Below are 16,556 nucleotides of genomic sequence, written 5' to 3'. Positions count from 1 at the left end.
CACGAGACATCCTGTCTCGGTGGCGCACGGCGCACATCCATGTGCGCCGCCCTTCGGGTGTGCCGTTGCCAACGCAAGTTCAATGCCTCGCAGCGCTGGATGAACTGCGCGGCTTCAAGCTCGAGCCGGAGCTAATGCCCAAGCTAGAGCAAGAGCTAGCCAAAGGAAGTAGTTCGCAGCTTGCTGCTCCGCGCAGGCATGGGCGGAACCACGTTCGCCGCGTCGGAAAAGGCGGCACCGCCACGGTCGAAACAGCAAAGTCCGCACGCAAGAACGATTCGGCCAAAAAGCGATCCCGCCAAAAACGGCTGCGCCGTTGGTCCGCGGGACAGTTCGCCCACGCCCCGCCCCCCTAAATCATCCCGCGATCCCGGGCGCATCCGCCGCCACCGGCCGCGGCAGCGACTTCGTCTGCGCCAGGCGTTGATACAACGCCACCACCTGCTCCATCAGACCCTCGGTGCTCCAGGCCCGCGCATCCACCGGCCCGGCCGCGGACAACTGCGCGCGCAACTGTGGCGAACGCAGCACCGTGGCGAGGTGTTCGGCGAAGGCCTCGACGTTGTCCTCGCTGACCACCGCGCTGCGCGCGCCGCGCAACACGGTCGCGGTGCCCATCACCGCGGTCGATACGATCGGCACGCCCAGCGCCATCGCTTCGATCAGCACCAGCCCCTGGGTTTCGGTCGGCGAGGCGAACACGAACGCATCGCCGGCGCGGTAAGCGTCGAGCAGGCTGGTGCGGCGGTCGAGGTTGCCGAAGAAACGCACGTTGCGTTCCAGGCCGTGTTCCTTCGACAGACGCTTGAGCCGTTCCGAGTCCGGGCCTTCGCCGGCGATGACGAACATCAACTCGGGAAACTCGCCGAGCAGGCGCTTGGCCACCAGCAGCAGGAACGCGATGTTCTTCTCGACCGCGAGCCGGCTGACCGTGACCACGGTCGGACGATCGGCGGCGATGCCGTGCTCGGCGCGGAAACGCGCGCCGTCGCCGCGCGCGAACTCGCTCAGGTCGATCCCGGTCGGCAGCACCGTCGACGGCGTGCGGATGCCGTAGCGATCGAGCACCTCGACCATCTGCGCGGTCGGCACGATCAGGTGATCGACGCCGTGGCACAGCACCCGCGACAGTTTGCGCGCGACCATCCGCAGCAGCGGCGCCGGCGCCCACGGCAGGTAGTGGCCGATGTATTCCTCGAAATAGGTGTGGTACGTCTCCACCGTCGGCCGCCCGGTCTGCGCGGCCAGGCGCACGCCCAGGCCGTGGGCGCGGAACGGGGTGTGGATGTGGATCACGTCCCAGTGCCGCCGCGCCAGTTGCGGCTGGATGCGGCGCAGCTCCGGCGCGCGGATCAACCGGTCCTCGGGATCGAAGAAGATCACCCGCGATCCCAGCCGGATGATCTCGAACTCGGCGCTGTCGTGCTGTTCCTGGCCGCTGCCCGGCCCGTAATCGGGCGCCACCAGGGTCACCGAGTGGCCCATGCGCGCCAGCGACTGGGCGAAGGTGCGGATCGAGGTCGACACCCCGTTGACCCGCGGGAAGTACACGTCAGACAGCATCAGGATGTCCATCCCGCCAGCCTAGGCGGGCGATATGACCGATTTGTGGCGATTCTCGCGGCGAACGCCGTTGCGGTTCAGTCCGGACAGGCGCATACGGCGCGCGGCTGCGACAATGCCCGTCCCCCGCCCGTCGCCGTATCGCTCATGTCAGAAGACGTTTCCGCCCTCGATTCCCCGCCGCCGCGCCGCCTGCGCCGCTGGCTCAAGCGCGCGATCGCGCTGCTGCTGGTGGCCTGGATCGCGATGGGCACCTACCAGGTCTACAAGCCGCTGCCGCCCGGGGTCAGCCAGGCCGGGCCGCTGCGCAGCGCCACCGACGTGGCCCTGCTGACCGACATCACCTGGGTCGACGCGGCCAAACGGCGCCACGGCGACCAGCACGTATTCGACGAAACCCTGCGCCTGATCGGCCAGGCCCAGCGGGTGATCGTCGCCGACCAGTTCCTGTTCAACGACTTCGGCAGCCAGGGCGGCGATATCGAGTACCGCAAGCTGAGCCACCAGCTCACCGACGCGTTGATCGCGCGCAAACGCGCCGTGCCGCAATTGCATGCGGTGCTGATCACCGATCCGATCAACACCGTCTATGGCGGCCTACCGTCGCCACGGCTGGACGCCTTGCGCGCGGCCGGCGTCGAGGTCGTGATCACCGACCTGCGCCGCCTGCGCGCGCCCAATCCGGCTTGGTCGGGGCTGTGGCACCTGTGCTGCAGTTGGGCCGGCAACAACGACCGCGACGGTTGGGTCGCCAATCCGCTCGGTCCGGGCAAGGTCACCGTGCGCAGTTGGCTGAGCTTGCTCAATCTCAATGCAAACCATCGCAAGACCTTGGTGGTCGACCAGGGCCAGACCTGGACCGCGCTGGTCGCCTCGGCCAATCCGCACGACGCCAGCAGCCTGCACGGCAATGTCTCATTGCGCTTCAGCGGCGCGGCCGCGCTCGACCTGCTCGCGAGCGAACGCGCGGTGGTCGCGCTGTCGGGCGGGTTGTGGCCGCGGGGCCTGCCGACCTCGGTGCCGCCCGACAGCATCGTCGACACGACCTCGGCGCCGCGCGTGCAGGTGTTGACCGAAGCCAGAATCCGCGACGGCCTGCAGGCGGCGATCGATGGCGCCCACGGCGGCGACCGGATCGATATCGCGGTGTTCTATTTCTCCCATCGCCGCCTGATCGATGCGGTGATCGCCGCGCACAAACGCGGGGTCGGCTTGCGCGTGCTGCTCGATCCGAACGAGGACGCGTTCGGACGCAAGAAGAATGGCGTGCCCAATCGCCAGGTCGCATCCGAACTGCACGCGGCCGGCGTGCCGCTGCGCTGGTGCGACACTCACGGCGAGCAGTGCCATGCCAAGCTGCTGCTACGCAGCGATCGCGACGGCGGCATCGAACTGATCGCCGGCTCGGCCAACTACACCCGCCGCAACCTCGACGACTACAACCTGGAAAGCAGCGCGCGCGTGGTCGCCGAATCCGACGCGCCGGTCGCACGTCAGGCCGCGGCCTACTTCGAACAGAGCTGGAGCAACGGCGACGGCCGCGGCATCAGCGCCGACTATCCGCGTTACGCCGACGAATCGCAGTGGCGCAAGCTGTGGTATCGCTTCAGCGAGGCGAGCGGGCTGTCGAGTTTCTGATCGATCAACCGGCGATGCTCATGGCGTCGCGCGACCGCCTTGCAGATACCGCTCCATGCTGGGATAGCCAAGGCGTCGCCAGGCGGCATGGCTCAGGTTGAAAAAACCAGTCACCGTTCCCGGTATCGCATCGCGTGCCGCTTGCGTGCCGTGTCGACGGTAGATCTGGCCGACCCGTTGGCGGTCCTCTTGAAGCTGCTGCAACTGCTCCGGCGTCGGCATGAGCCGCAGTAGCACCATCGGCTTGGGTAGCGGGGCGAGCGCTTCGCGGATGCGTTGCATGCACGACGCGTCCGAACCCGCATCGCCGACAGCATCTGATTCCTCGTAAGCGGCCAGGGCCAGGGCGAGCAACCGCGCCTGAGCGCGCTGATAACGCTCGTCGTTCAGCACTCGCGCCTGCGCCTCGCGCAGCAACGGCTCGTACAGCGGGTGCGGCGACAAGGCCGCGAACCACGCACCGGCCAGCGATTGCTGCAGCGTGAGTTCGAACAACAGATCGTGCAGCAGGCACAGGTCCAGCGCGGCCATACCGCGCAGGCTCAGGTAGTGCTGTTCCAACGCGTCGTACTGGCGTTGCGGATATTCGGCCAGTTCCTGCGCATGCTGTTGTCCGGCAAGATCCATGTCGGCCAGGAATTCGGGCCGGCCCAGGACACGAAACGGCAGCCCGGACGTGACCCAGAACGCATCGTCGGGCAGATAGTGCATTCAACGAGACTCAGGGCTACGACGGGACCGCCAGCCTACGCAGCGCGGCCGCATCGCTCAAGTCCAGGCCGCGCTGCGCCCAGGCGATTGCTGCGGCGCAATGTGCCCCATCGGACGATGGCGCGCGCTGCCGCGCGGTGGCCCACTGCGGCCACGCCGGAATCGCTGCCGGCCTGGGGAGTCGATCGCATGTCCGTTCGCCTGAGCAGGGTTCGTACCGTATCGCTGTATCCGTCGCTGATCGCAGTGACGCTCGCGCTGTGCGGCGTCGGCGCGGCGCAGGCCTCGACCGAAGTCACCGGCTTCGGCAGCAATCCCGGCAATCTGCGCATGTTCAAGTACCTGCCGCCGGACCTGCCGGCGAATGCCCCGCTGGTGGTCGCGATGCATGGCTGTTCGCAGAGTGCGGCGAGTTACGACGCCGAGACCGGCTGGGAACTGCTGGCGCAGCGCTGGCATTTCGCCGTGGTCCTGCCGCAGCAGCAGAGCGCAAACAATTCCAGCGGCTGCTTCAACTGGTTCGAAACCGGCGACACCACCCGCGGCCAGGGCGAAGCGCTGTCGATCAAGCAGATGATCGACAAGATGCGCGCCGATCACGGCAGCGCCGCCGATCGCGTCTACGTCACCGGCCTGTCCTCCGGCGGTGCGATGACCGCGGTGATGCTGGCGACCTATCCGGAGGTCTTCGCCGGCGGCGCGATCGTGGCCGGCATTCCGTACCGCTGCGCGACCAGTTCCAGCGCGGCGTTCAGTTGCATGTCGCCGGGCAGCGACCTAACCCCGGCGCAATGGGGCGACAAGGTCCGCGCCGCGAGCACGCATACCGGGCCGTGGCCGATCGTATCGATCTGGCACGGCGACGCCGATTACGTCGTGCGGCCAGCCAATGCGACCGAAAGCCTGCAGCAATGGACCAACGTGCATGGCATCGATCAGCTCGCCGATGTCGAAGACAATGTCGCCGGTTATCCGCACAAGGTCTATCGCGATGCGCAAGGCCACGCGCGGGTCGAAACCTACACCATCACCGGCATGGGCCACGGCACGCCGGTCGACCCGGGCACGGGCGAAAGCCAGTGCGGCACCGCTGGCGCGTATGTGCTCGACGTCAACATCTGTTCGAGCTATTACATCGGCCGCTTCTGGGGCCTGGACGATCTCGACGCGAGCCTGCCGCAGGTCGTGCTGACCGCGCCGGCCGATGGCGCGGCGGTCAGCGGCACGGTCGCGCTCAGCGCGAATGCGACCGACGATGCGGGCGTGGAACGGGTCGATTTCCTGCTCGACGGCGCGCTGATCGCCAGCGATGCGTTGGCGCCGTACAACGCCAGTTGGAACAGCGCGAGCGCCAGCAACGGCGCGCATACCCTGCAGGCGCGCGCCGAGGATATCGCCGGCAACACCGCGACCTCGGCGGCGGTCCAGGTCACGGTCAGCGGCGGCACCAGCGGCCCGCCGCAAGTGGCGATCTTCGACAACGAAGACGCCAACGACGGCTATGTCAAGGCCAACGCCGATGGCGGCGCTCCCGCGGTCGGCACTCTCGAGGCCAGTCTCGGCCTGGCGCTGGGGCGCGGTACCGACGGCAAGTACAACCGCAGCGTGCTGTCGTTCGATACCTCCGCCCTGCCCGACGGCGCGACGATCGTGTCGGCCTCGCTCAGCGTCGCCTACCGCAGCGCCAACGGTGATCCGTGGAACCAGCCGGCCGGCAATCGCCTGCTGATCGACGTTCGCAATGGCTGCTTCGGCGGTTGCGCGATCGAGGCCGGCGATTATGCGGCGGCGACGGATGCTTCGGCGGTCGCCGAACTGGCGCGTTTCATCGGCGGGACCCAGAGCAGCGGCGTGTTCAATGCGGCCGGGCTGGGCGCGATCAATCGCGGCGGGCGCACGCAGTTGCGGCTGCGGTTCGAGCAGTTGCCGGGGGCTACGAGTTATCTGTGGATCGATCGTGGGGCGAGTGCGAAGTTGCGGGTGGAGTATCTGCCTTGAGGGTGATGCTTGCCTGAGCCGCCCTCACCCCAACCCTCTCCCGCAAGCGGGAGAGGGAGCCAAAAGCGCGGCGGAATGTCGTGTATGACGGAATATTCGACCCGCCTCGCCGTCCTGTCTCGCCCCCAGCCACACCGATGCCGTATCGTTCGCGCATGGACGAACTTCGCTACCTGCGCGGCTACGGCGAGCGCGTGATGGACCAGGTCCGCGCGCTGATCGACAGCGGGCGGCTGGCCGAGGTGCTGCGCAACCGCTACAGCGCCAGCCATGAAGTGCGCGACGACAAGGCCTTGTTCGAATACGTGGTCGCGATCAAGGAGCGCTACATGCGCAAGGCCGAGCCGCTCAACAAGGTCATCTACGACAACAAGCTGCATGTGGTGAAGCATGCGCTCGGCACCCACACCGCGATCTCGCGCAACCACGGCGGCCGGCTCAAGGCCGCGCGCGAGATCCGCATCGCCACCTTGTTCCGCGATGCGCCGGCCGAGTTCCTGGAGATGATCGCGGTTCACGAGCTGGCCCATCTCAAGCATCGCGATCACGACAAGAGCTTCTATCAGCTGTGCGAGCACATGAGCCCGCACTACCACCAGCTCGAATTCGACCTGCGCCTGTATCTCACCCAGCTCGAACTGACCCAGCTCGAACCGGCGGTCACGCCATCGCGCGAACGCGACGGCGCGGCTGGCGCCGACTGACCAGTCTCTCGTCGCACGCGGCACGGTCGCCACCGCGCGATCGATCGCCGATTCGACTGGCAAACCCGACAACGCCAGACAGGCAGGCACCGGAACGACCGGGTGCGGCACGTCGCCCCCGATGGCCCCGACACCGCGCGCGCCGCGACCGCGGCGACGCCCCGAATCGCGCAAATCCTGGCAAATCAACCGGGCCGTCATACGAGCCGAGCTCGGTCGAGACAACCCCGTTCGGCTAAAAGCCCCTCGCCCAAGGCCCGTGTCATTCACCCCACGCGCATGCGAATAAACGCATAAACCGCACCAATCCCGCGCAGCATCGTTCGGCCCGGATCCCCGCGACGACCCGGGCGAGGCGCATCGGTTAGAATCCGCCCTGTTTCGTCCCCCTCTCAGCGGCAAGCAAGCTTATGGATCGCATCCAGATCGGCGCCTTGATCGAGCGCAAGCTCGAAGAGCAGGCCCAGCAACTCACCCAGCAGTGGCACGACGCCGCGCCGATCCATCATTTCGTCATCGACGATCTGTTGCCGCCCGAACTCGCCACGCGGATTTTCGGCGCGTTTCCGCCGGCCTCGAAAATGATGCTGCGCAAGAATCTGCGCGAACTCAAATACGTATCGGCGCAGATGGATCAGCACGATCCGCTGCTGGAGGAAATCGTGTTCGCGTTCCAGCAGCCGGGCGTGCTGGAAGCCATCCGCGCGATCACCGGGCTGCGCTCGCTGTACCCCGACGCGCATCTGTACGCGGGCGGAATTTCGGTCATGGGCCAGGGCCATTTCCTCAATCCGCACCTGGACAACTCCCACGACAAGGATCGCGAGCGCTACCGCGTCCTCAACCTGCTGTATTACGTCAGCCCAGACTGGGAACAGGCCAACGGCGCCAATCTGGAACTGTGGCCCGACGGTCCCGACGGCGAGGCCAACACCATTGTCAGCCGCTTCAACCGGCTGGCGGTGATGGTGACCAACCAGCATTCCTGGCATTCGGTTTCGGCCAATACCACCGACCGGCCGCGTTGCTGCGTGTCCAACTATTATTTTTCCGATCATCCGGTCGGTGTGGGCGACTACTTCCATCCGACCTCGTTCCGCGGCCGCCCCGAGCAGCCGTTGCGCGACCGGGTGCTGCGCGCGGACGCGCTGCTGCGCGGCTGGGTGCGCAAGCTGTTCCCGAAGGGCGTGCGCGCGACCAAGCACGTCTACAAGAAGGACGATTGAACGCCGATCAGCGATTGCCTGTCAGGGCCATCGCGACCGAGCGAGCCGGGCTGAGCTTCGCCGATCCGGCTTGAAGCGACAGCCCCGTTTGACGGACGGGAGCGGCAAGGACGCCGTGGACAGCGACCTCAGTCCGAGTCGTCCTCGCGCACCATCAACAGCGCGATCAAGGTCAACGCCCCTGCCGCGGCCAGGTAATAGCCGACATACGCCAAGCCATACCGATTCGCCAGCTGGGTCGCGATCCACGGCGCGAACGACGCGCCGAGAATGCCGGCGAGGTTGAACGCCAGCGAGGCGCCGGTATAACGCACCGCGGTCGGGAACATCTCGGCCAGAATCGTGCCAAGCGGGCCGTAAGTCAGCCCCATGATGCCCAGCCCCAGCCCGAGGAACAGCAAGGTGCCCCAGGCGCTGCCGGTCGAGAACAACGGCGCGAAGAAGATGCCGAAGCCGATCACCGCCACGGTCGACAGGATCATCGCCAGACGCCGGCCGCGGCGATCGGCGAACAACGCCGACAACGGAATGGTGATGGCGAAGAACACCACGCTGCCCAGTTGCAGCAGCAGGAATTGTTCGCGGGTGTAGCCCAGCTTCGAGGTACCCCAGCTCAACGCGAACACCGTCATCAGATAGAACAGCACGAAGGTCGCCAAGGCGCCGAAGGTGCCGGCGACCAGCGCGCCGGGATGATTTCGCAGCACCTGCAGCATCGGCAGCTTGACCCGCTCGTGCTGGTCGATCGCGCGCTGGAACGCCGGGGTCTCGTTGATCCGCAGCCGCACCCACAGGCCGACGAACACCAGCGCCGCGCTGGCCACGAACGGAATCCGCCAGCCCCAGGCGAAGAAGGTTTCGTCGCCGAGGGTGTCGGTCAGCAGCAGGAATATCCCGGTCGACAGGAAAAACCCGATCGGCGCGCCGAGCTGCGGAAACATGCCGTACCACGCGCGCTTGCCGGGTGGCGCGTTCTCGGTCGCCAGCAGCACCGCGCCGCCCCACTCGCCGCCCAGTCCCAGGCCCTGACCGAACCGGCACAGCGCGAGCAGCGCCGGCGCGAGGATGCCGATGCTGTCGTAGGTCGGCAGCAGGCCGATCGCGACCGTCGACAGGCCCATGGTCAGCAAGGCCGCGACCAGGGTCGCCTTGCGCCCGATGCGATCGCCGTAATGACCGAAGATCGCCGCGCCGACCGGGCGGGCGATGAAGGCCAGGGCGAAGGTCGCCAGCGACTGCAGCACCGCCGTGCCCGGGTCGGCGCTGGTGAAGAACAGCTTCGGAAACACCAGCACCGCGGCGGTGGCGTAGATATAGAAATCGAAGAACTCGATGGTGGTGCCGATCAGGCTCGCGAACAGCACGCGGGCCGGGGAGTTGCTCGGGGCCGGGGCCGAGGCCGGTGCGGCTGCGCTCATCGAGACATCCATTGGGGGAATCGGTGAATTGTTACCCGATCCGCACCCGCTTCGGCAAAGTAGCCTCATAAACGGTGATGGCCGCATGCGGTGCTGGCCGCGCGCGCCGCGATCCGGCAAGGTGTGCCATCCCCCGCATGAGTTCGCAGCATGAGCGCGCCCGCTCCCGTCCGTGTGGCCTTGATCGGCTATGGCTTCGCCGGCAAGACCTTCCATGCGCCGCTGATCGCCGCCACGCCTGGTCTGTCGCTCGGCGTGGTCGGCTCCCGCGACCCGGCCAAGGTCCACGCCGATTACCAGTACATGAGCGTGGTTGACGACCCGTTCGCCGCCGCCACCGATCCGCGCGTCGAGTTGGTGGTGATCGCCACCCCGAACGACAGCCACGCCCCGCTCGCGCGCGCCGCGCTCGCGGCCGGCAAGCACGTGGTGGTCGACAAGCCGTTCACCCTGGACATGGCGCAAGCGCGCGAACTTATCGCCCTGGCGCAGCAGCATCGAAGGGTACTGTCGGTGTTCCACAACCGCCGCTGGGACAGCGACTACCTCGGGGTCAAGCAGGCAATCGAGGAAGGCCTGCTCGGCCCGGTGGTGCATTTCGAATCGCATATCGACCGCTTCCGTCCGCAGGTGCGCGAACGCTGGCGCGAACAGGCCGGGCCCGGCACCGGCGTGTGGTGGGACCTGGGGCCGCACTTGGTCGATCAGGCACTGCAATTGTTCGGCCTGCCCGAACGCGTCGTCGCCAGCCTGGCGACGCAACGCCGCGACGGCCAGGTCAGCGACTGGGCGCACGTGCTGCTCGACTACGGCCAGCGCCGGGTGATCCTGCACGCGAGCATGCTCGCGGCCGGCGGCAGCGCGCGCTTCACCGTGCACGGCGAGCGCGGCAGCCTGGTCAAGCCGCGCGCCGATCAACAGGAAGCGCAGTTGCTGGCCGGCGTGGTGCCCGGGTCGCCGGGTTGGGGCGCGGACGGCGACGATCTGATCTTCCACGACGGCGAAGGCTCGCGGCGGCTGACCACGCCCTCGGGCGATCAGCGCCGCTATTACATGGCGATCTTCGATGCGATCCGCGAGCGCGGCGACAACCCGGTGACGCCGGTCCAGGCGCTGGCGGTGATGGCGGTGCTGGAAGCGGCGGTGGAATCGGCGGCGACGGGCCGCGCGACCGTGCCGGCGCTGGATGCGGACGAGCGCGCAGCGTTTAGCTACGGCGGCGATTGAGTCGCCGCGGGCTGCCGAGTCGCTGCGCGATTCGCATCCGCCACCGGTAGTGCTCGCCGCTGTCGGTTTCAGCCGTGGGATCGCGGTCGAGCGGGCTGCCTTCAACTGGTTCTTACATTCATGCCGCTACCTTGGGTACATGAATCCAATGAACCGACCGCAATTTCCGACACCGCGCCAGATTAGCGCCGCAACCATAAGCGCCGCGCCCAGGAGCCTGTACCGATGAGCGTGCTCCGATGAGCGCGCAATGCGAGTACAGCTTCGGCATCGAGGAAGAATTCTTCCTGGTCCGCCCGCATTCGCGCCTGCTCGCGACCCAGGTGCCCAGCCGCCTGCTCAAGCGCGCGCGCGCGCAGCTGGGCGAATCGATCGAAAGCGAACTGCTGCAGGCGCAGATCGAAATCGCCACGCCGGTGCAATGCGACATGGCCCAGGCGCAGCGGCAGCTCAGCGAACTGCGGTGCGGCTTGTCGTCGCTGGCGCACGATCATGGGCTGGCGCTGCTGGCGGCGGGGACGCATCCGTTGGGGCAGTGGCGCGAACAGACCCACACCGACAAGCCGCGTTATCGCCGCTTGGTCGAGGATTTCCAGATCGTCGCCCGCCGCAGTCAGGTGTGCGGGCTGCACGTGCATGTGCAATTGCCGGACGATGTCGACCGCGTGCAGGCGATGAACCGCGCGATGCCGTGGCTGCCGCTGCTGCTGGCCCTGTCGACTTCCTCGCCATTCTGGGACCGCTTCGACACCGGGCTGATGAGTTATCGCCAGGCCATGTACGACGAGTGGCCGCGCACCGGCATTCCGGATTTCTTCGAGGACCAGGCCGATTACGACGCGTTCGCCGCGGTGCTCGTGCGCGCCGGCGCGATCAGTGACGCGAGCTCGCTGTGGTGGGCGATCCGTCCTTCGCCGAACTTCCCCACCGTCGAACTGCGCATCGCCGACGCCTGCACCCGGGTCGAGGACAGCGTGGCGATCGCCGCGCTGTACCGCTGCCTGATGCGGCATATCGCGATGCGTCCGGCCGATGCGCCGCCGTGCAACGCGAGCACGCGCCGGATCATCGACGAGAACCGTTGGCGGGCCAAGCGCTTCGGCCTGCAGGCGAGCTTCCTCGACGCGCAGGGCAATACCGAACCGGCGATCGAACAACTGCGGCGCCTGCGCGCGCTGTGCCACGAAGACGCGCAGGCCCTGGATTGCGTAGACGCCCTCAAAACCCTGGACGCGATCGTCGAACGCGGCAGCAGCGCGCACACGCAGTTGCAGGTCTATCGCGAACAACGCCAGCACGGCGCTACCCGCGTCAACGCGCTCAAGCATGTGGTCGATTGGTTATTGGAAACCACCGTGCCCGCCGCATGACCTTGCCCCCTCGTTCATGCCCTGCTCCGACTGACCCGCGAATCATCCAACCGCGGATCATCTGATTCCGAACCACCCAGTTCCGAGTACAAAGCGTCCGATTACAAAGCGCCACCCGACTTCGCTCTGGATACCCTCGCCATGCCCGCTCCCGCCCGCAAACTGCTGATCGGCCTGTCGCCGCGCCTGATGCGCAACCTGCCGCCCGAATATGGTTTCCGCAACAAGACCCTGCAATACCTGGAGCAATCCATGGCCCACTGGGTCATGTCCAGCGGCCCGCTGGTGGTGATGATTCCCACCGTCGACGCCACCGGCGCGGTCCAGGCCACCGACTTGGCCGTGCGCGATTACGCGCGTTCGCTGGACGGACTGATCCTGCAAGGCGGCGCCGACATCGACCCGCAGGCCTACGGCGAGCGGCCCAGCGAAATGCTGATGACCACCGACCCGGACCGCGACCGCTTCGAATTGAACCTGTTGCGCGCGTTCGTCGACGCCGGCAAGCCGGTGCTCGGCATCTGCCGCGGCATGCAGCTGATCAACGTCGCCCACGGCGGCAGCCTGTACCAGGACCTGGTCGGCGGCGGCGCGACCCGCGCGCAGCACTACATTCCGGCGCAGTACGACGAACACGCGCATTCGCTGCGCATGCGCGAGGACGGCTGGCTGGCGTCGCTGTATCCGCAGGCCGCCGATCCGCGGGTCAATTCGATCCATCATCAGGGCGTCAAGAACCTCGGCGAAGGCCTGGACGTGGAAGCGTGGTCGGAAGACGGCATTCCCGAATGCATCCGCGGCAGCGGCGAGAGTTTTGTGGTCGGCGTGCAATGGCATCCGGAATTCCACGACCATCGCTTTCCGGAATTGCTGCCGGGCCGGCCGTTGCTGATGTCGTTCATGGAAGCCGCGCGCAAGCGTGAGCAGGCTTTAGCGGCCTGATTCGTTAAACCCGATAGCTCTCTGTAGGAGCGGCGCAAGTCGCGACCGCGAAACCAAGCCTGCGTCGCAAGTCGGATGTCGCGGTCGCGGCTCGCGCCGCTCCTACATTCGGATACGCGGCTTGCGACTTCGTTCTGTGGAAACGAAACGACCCGGGCAGCTCACGCCCCCCGGGTCGCCAATCGCATCAACAACGCAAACGCTGCGCCGGCTTACAAACTGGCCGCGCAGTTGTAACAAACCAACGCGAAATCCTGATCGGTATCGTCGCCGGCATTCGGCAATCCATTCGAATTGATGTCGGTCGCGCGCACCACGACGTTGACGCTGCCACCATGCTGCGCGGCCTGCAGGAACACGCCTTCGCCGTTGTTGCGCGCATCCGCGGCACCGCCGGTGGCCGACCAACCGGCGCTGGTGAACACGTTACCCAGATAGGTATTGCCACCCGCGGTCACGCGCAGATCCAGGTTGTTGTTCCAGGCCGGCGTGGTGCCGCCCAGGCCGTGACCGGGCGCGTCGGTCCACACCAGCATGACCCGCACCGGCTTGCTCGGATCGGCGGCGGTGAAGGTGCGCGTCCAGCTCTCACCGGTGTTGTTGAACACGTGGCTCTGGTCGACGTACTGCACCGTCTGCGCCGGACGCAGCACCGGATCGATCAACATGCGCCCCCAGCCCTGCTTGCTGTCGGGCGCGGTCGCCAGGGTGCCGCCGTCGGCGTCGAGTTTGCCGACCAGGTTCTGCGCGACCGCGGTGAACGCGGCCTTGGTCAGGGCCGGGCTGGGATCGACGCTGAAGCGATTGCGGTAGTACTGCACGAACAGGGCGCTGGCGCCGGCCACCTGCGGCGAGGCCATGCTGGTGCCGCACATCAGGCCATGACCGGTCGCGCTGTTGGCCGAATCGATCGAACAGCCCGGCGCGACCATCGCCGGAATACGCCGACCGTCCAGCGCCGGGCCGTGCGCGGTATTGCTGGACAGATCGTTGATCGCCGCCAGTTGCACCGTCGCCGAGGTCTGGCCCTTGGTCGAGCCGATGGTGAAGGTGTTCTTGGCTTCGTCGGGCGAGCCCTGGCTCTGGGTGCCGCCGTTGCCGTTCATGAACGACAGCACATAGGCCAGCGGCTGATCGCCGGGCGCATCGGGATCGGCATCGCGTACGCCGACATCGACCTGGCGCGTATCGCCGTCGTAGCCGCGCGGCGAACCCGCCGGGCCCCAGCTGTTGCCGGAAATCACCGCGCGGTTGCGCACCGACTGGGTCATCAGCAACAGCATGCCGCCGGCCTGGGTGTAGAACGGCGAATAGCGCTGTTCGACCAGTTTCGCGCCGGGCGCGACGCCGAGGCCGCGCAGGAAGCTGCCGGTGGATGCGGTGGCGCGCACGTTCGAGGCGCCGTCGCCGGCCATGATCGCGGCGGTGTGGGTGCCGTGCGCGCTGCTCGCGCTGCCGCCGCAGGTGGTGCCGGTGCACGCGGACATGCGCGCGACCAGATCCGGATGGGTGTGATAGATGCCTCCATCGACGTTGGCGATGATCACGCCGGTGCCGTTGACCCCGGCGCCGCTGAGATAGCTCAGATAACCGGGCACCGCGAGATTGCTCGCGTTGACGTTGCCGGCGTTGATCTGGCTGCTCATCTCGCCGCGCAGGCCGCCGTCGGTCGGCACGCTCTGCACGCTGTACACGCCCGGCGTCTGCGCGAGCGCGGCGAGTTGATCGGCGGGCAGTTGCACGGTCTGAGTCTGCAGATGACGGTCGACGATCTTCGCGCCCAGGCCGGTATCGCTGATGCCGATCTTGGCCAGATTCGCGCCCAGCGCGCTGCCGCGATGGCTGATCACATTGACCTGCACTGGCCCGGTCGCGGCCTTGCTCAGCGCGGCTTGGCGTAGTTCGGGCTGGACCCGGTACGCCGGCAGGAAATCGCCGCTCCAGCGCACTTCGCGCTGCCCGGCCAGACGGGTGAGCGCGTCGCGCTTGCCCCAGGCGATGTAGGTGTAGGGATGCACGTACTGCACCGGTTCCAGCCCGGCGCGACGCAGCTCGTCCAGCCACGCCTGCTGCACGGGACCGGTGAACTGGACCATGCGCCAGTCGTCGCCGTCGGCGCGCGTGCGGCCCCAGGCGCTGGCGGCCTGCACCGGCTTGGTGGTGAGCGGATCGAAACGCAATCCGCCCAGATCGAGTTCGAAACCCTTGGCGGCGGACGGCGCGGCTTGCGCGGCGCAAAGCAGCGGCGCCAGGCCGATGGCGAGGGCGATGGCGGTATGCAGATGGCGACGGGTCATGGGAGTTCTCTTGGAAAGGCCGAAGGAACGCCGCCCGAGCGGGCGACGACGCGTTGAAGCGATCTGGGAAAAAACACCGGAATGCGGCGTTCGGGCTGCGTGCGTGTCGCCGACGTCGCCGAACGCCCATCGACACTGCGCCCGCGCGATGGCTGCGTCCATGCGATTCCGAACGGCGCTTCGAAATGATCATTGAGAGTGATCACAGAATCTCGAACGCATACTCACGGCCCGATGCGTGCATCGCATTCATGCGCATGGATCGCGATCGCAGGTGCGTAGCGCGCAGGCATGAGACCTGCGGAGAACATCGCGTTTTTTGCCGATTTCCGGTTGCGGCGCAGCGGTGTGGCGCAATCGCGGGCCTGCATCACATTCGCGATTCTCTTCGCGCCGCGCGCCGAATCGCCGATGGCTGTCGAGCGGCACGCTTACGACACGCTAATGAATTAAATGCCGCATGATTTTTCCGCTAATACTCGACAGCAACCGTGCATTTGAATTTTTAGTGGTTGATCCGGTCGCGTTTGTGTTCTTACATTCGCCCAACGTTGCGTCGTTCCATGTCATACGAATGCGCGTACCGAACCAGGGGATCAGCACCATGAACCATCGATCTCTATGCACGCTCGGCCTGTGGCTCGCGATCGGCGGCTCCGCGATCGCGGCCAGTTGTCCGCCGGGCCAGCGTGCCACGCCACGCAGCGCGAACGCGGCGAAGACGTCCTGCACCACGCCGTCGCGCCCGCGCGATCGCAAGCCTGTCGACCAGACGCGGGTCGCACGAGCGCGGATCGAATGGTCCGACCGCTGGGGCGCGATTGCCACCGGCCGCGGCAATACGTTCGGCGTCGCTTTTGAAAAGCTGAGCAAACACGACGCCGAAACGACCGCGCTGGCGCAATGCCGCGGCGCCGTCGGCGGCGACTGCGCGATCGCGCAGAGCTATTCGAACCAATGCGGCGCGGTGGCGCACAACCGCGCGGGCACGGCACTGGCGAGCGCGGCATCGGCGAGCGCGGCGACCATCGAGGAAGCGGAGCGTCTGAGTCTGCAGCGCTGCGAAAAATCCGCTGCGCCAGCGGTCGCGGTCGATTGCCAGGTGGCGTATTCGGGATGCAGCTACCCGGCTCGCGCCGATTGACGGTTGCCCCGGCAGCGGCATTCTTCCCCTGCCCCAACCGCTTCATCGTAACGGCCGCCTGCAGGCCGGCCTTGGCTGACCAGGGACGTTGTCGCGTGGTCTTTGGCTCTCGCCGTCCAGGCTACTGAAGATGTTTCGTCGTCATCGCCGTCGCCATTGCGACCAGCTCAAGTTCTAAGCTCGAGCCTCGAGCCTCGAGCCTCCAGCCTCGAGGCTTGCAGCTTGCAGCTTGAAGTCGCGCAGTTCATCCAGCGCTGCGACGCTTGTAACTCGCGTTAGCAAAAGCACACCCGAAGGGCGGCGCGCATGGATGCGCGC

The 16,556-nt window shown here is 67.0% G+C and carries 13 protein-coding genes; 9 read left to right on the top strand and 4 right to left on the bottom strand.

Translation table 11 applies throughout. From position 1 onward, the window contains the following. The coding region (locus ASD86_RS27890; RefSeq protein ID WP_235567771.1) for a hypothetical protein at positions 1–356 on the top strand (356 nt) is incomplete at its 5' end. Between the two features lies 1 nt (position 357). On the opposite strand, the gene ASD86_RS15845 is transcribed toward ASD86_RS27890, so the two are convergent. Then, complete coding sequence (locus tag ASD86_RS15845; RefSeq protein WP_056112378.1) at positions 358–1,575, bottom strand: glycosyltransferase; 1,218 nt, start codon at positions 1,573–1,575, stop codon at positions 358–360. 135 nt (positions 1,576–1,710) lie between these two features. On the opposite strand from ASD86_RS15845, the gene ASD86_RS15840 reads away from it, so the two are divergent. Further along, a complete protein-coding gene (locus ASD86_RS15840) occupies positions 1,711–3,201 on the top strand; it encodes a phospholipase D-like domain-containing protein (RefSeq protein WP_082578398.1) in 1,491 nt (496 codons plus the stop codon). An 18-nt stretch (positions 3,202–3,219) separates the two neighbouring features. On the opposite strand, the gene ASD86_RS15835 is transcribed toward ASD86_RS15840, so the two are convergent. Continuing rightward, positions 3,220–3,912 (bottom strand): hypothetical protein, encoded by a 693-nt coding sequence (locus ASD86_RS15835; protein WP_056112375.1) that lies wholly within the window; start codon positions 3,910–3,912, stop codon positions 3,220–3,222. Between the two features lie 189 nt (positions 3,913–4,101). Between ASD86_RS15835 and ASD86_RS15830 the strand changes: the two genes are divergently transcribed. The 3 genes from ASD86_RS15830 (at position 4,102) to ASD86_RS15820 (ending at position 7,840) form a co-directional block, all read left to right on the top strand. Beyond that, positions 4,102–5,910: a PHB depolymerase family esterase gene (locus ASD86_RS15830; protein WP_082578417.1), complete on the top strand. Its 1,809-nt coding sequence runs from the start codon at positions 4,102–4,104 to the stop codon at positions 5,908–5,910. A 155-nt stretch (positions 5,911–6,065) separates the two neighbouring features. Next, positions 6,066–6,614: a YgjP-like metallopeptidase domain-containing protein gene (locus tag ASD86_RS15825; protein WP_157476718.1), complete on the top strand. Its 549-nt coding sequence runs from the start codon at positions 6,066–6,068 to the stop codon at positions 6,612–6,614. Between the two features lie 410 nt (positions 6,615–7,024). After that, on the top strand, positions 7,025–7,840 hold the full coding sequence (locus tag ASD86_RS15820; RefSeq protein WP_056112367.1) for a 2OG-Fe(II) oxygenase: 816 nt from the start codon (positions 7,025–7,027) through the stop codon (positions 7,838–7,840). Positions 7,841–7,968: 128 nt separating this feature from the next. Here ASD86_RS15820 and ASD86_RS15815 read toward each other — a convergent pair whose 3' ends face one another. Continuing rightward, a complete protein-coding gene (locus ASD86_RS15815) occupies positions 7,969–9,258 on the bottom strand; it encodes an MFS transporter (protein WP_056112837.1) in 1,290 nt (429 codons plus the stop codon). 150 nt (positions 9,259–9,408) lie between these two features. On the opposite strand from ASD86_RS15815, the gene ASD86_RS15810 reads away from it, so the two are divergent. The 3 genes from ASD86_RS15810 (at position 9,409) to ASD86_RS15800 (ending at position 12,797) form a co-directional block, all read left to right on the top strand. Continuing rightward, the gene (locus ASD86_RS15810; RefSeq protein ID WP_056112364.1) at positions 9,409–10,485 is read left to right on the top strand and encodes an oxidoreductase; all 1,077 of its coding nucleotides are present in this window, start codon (positions 9,409–9,411) and stop codon (positions 10,483–10,485) included. 239 nt (positions 10,486–10,724) lie between these two features. Further along, positions 10,725–11,855, top strand: a complete 1,131-nt coding sequence (locus ASD86_RS15805) for a carboxylate-amine ligase (RefSeq protein WP_056112361.1) — start codon at positions 10,725–10,727, stop codon at positions 11,853–11,855. Between the two features lie 141 nt (positions 11,856–11,996). Continuing rightward, a complete protein-coding gene (locus ASD86_RS15800; protein ID WP_056112358.1) occupies positions 11,997–12,797 on the top strand; it encodes a type 1 glutamine amidotransferase in 801 nt (266 codons plus the stop codon). Between the two features lie 212 nt (positions 12,798–13,009). On the opposite strand, the gene ASD86_RS15795 is transcribed toward ASD86_RS15800, so the two are convergent. Then, a complete protein-coding gene (locus ASD86_RS15795; RefSeq protein ID WP_056112355.1) occupies positions 13,010–15,094 on the bottom strand; it encodes a S8 family serine peptidase in 2,085 nt (694 codons plus the stop codon). A gap of 460 nt (positions 15,095–15,554) precedes the next feature. On the opposite strand from ASD86_RS15795, the gene ASD86_RS15790 reads away from it, so the two are divergent. After that, the gene (locus tag ASD86_RS15790) at positions 15,555–16,238 is read left to right on the top strand and encodes a DUF4189 domain-containing protein (RefSeq protein ID WP_082578396.1); all 684 of its coding nucleotides are present in this window, start codon (positions 15,555–15,557) and stop codon (positions 16,236–16,238) included. The last annotated feature ends 318 nt before the right edge of the window (positions 16,239–16,556 follow it).

It is taken from the genome of Lysobacter sp. Root690 (assembly GCF_001427785.1).
Classification (GTDB): Bacteria; Pseudomonadota; Gammaproteobacteria; order Xanthomonadales; family Xanthomonadaceae; genus Lysobacter.
Note: the sequence above shows the minus strand (reverse complement) of the source record. Positions and strands in the feature narration are given on the sequence as shown.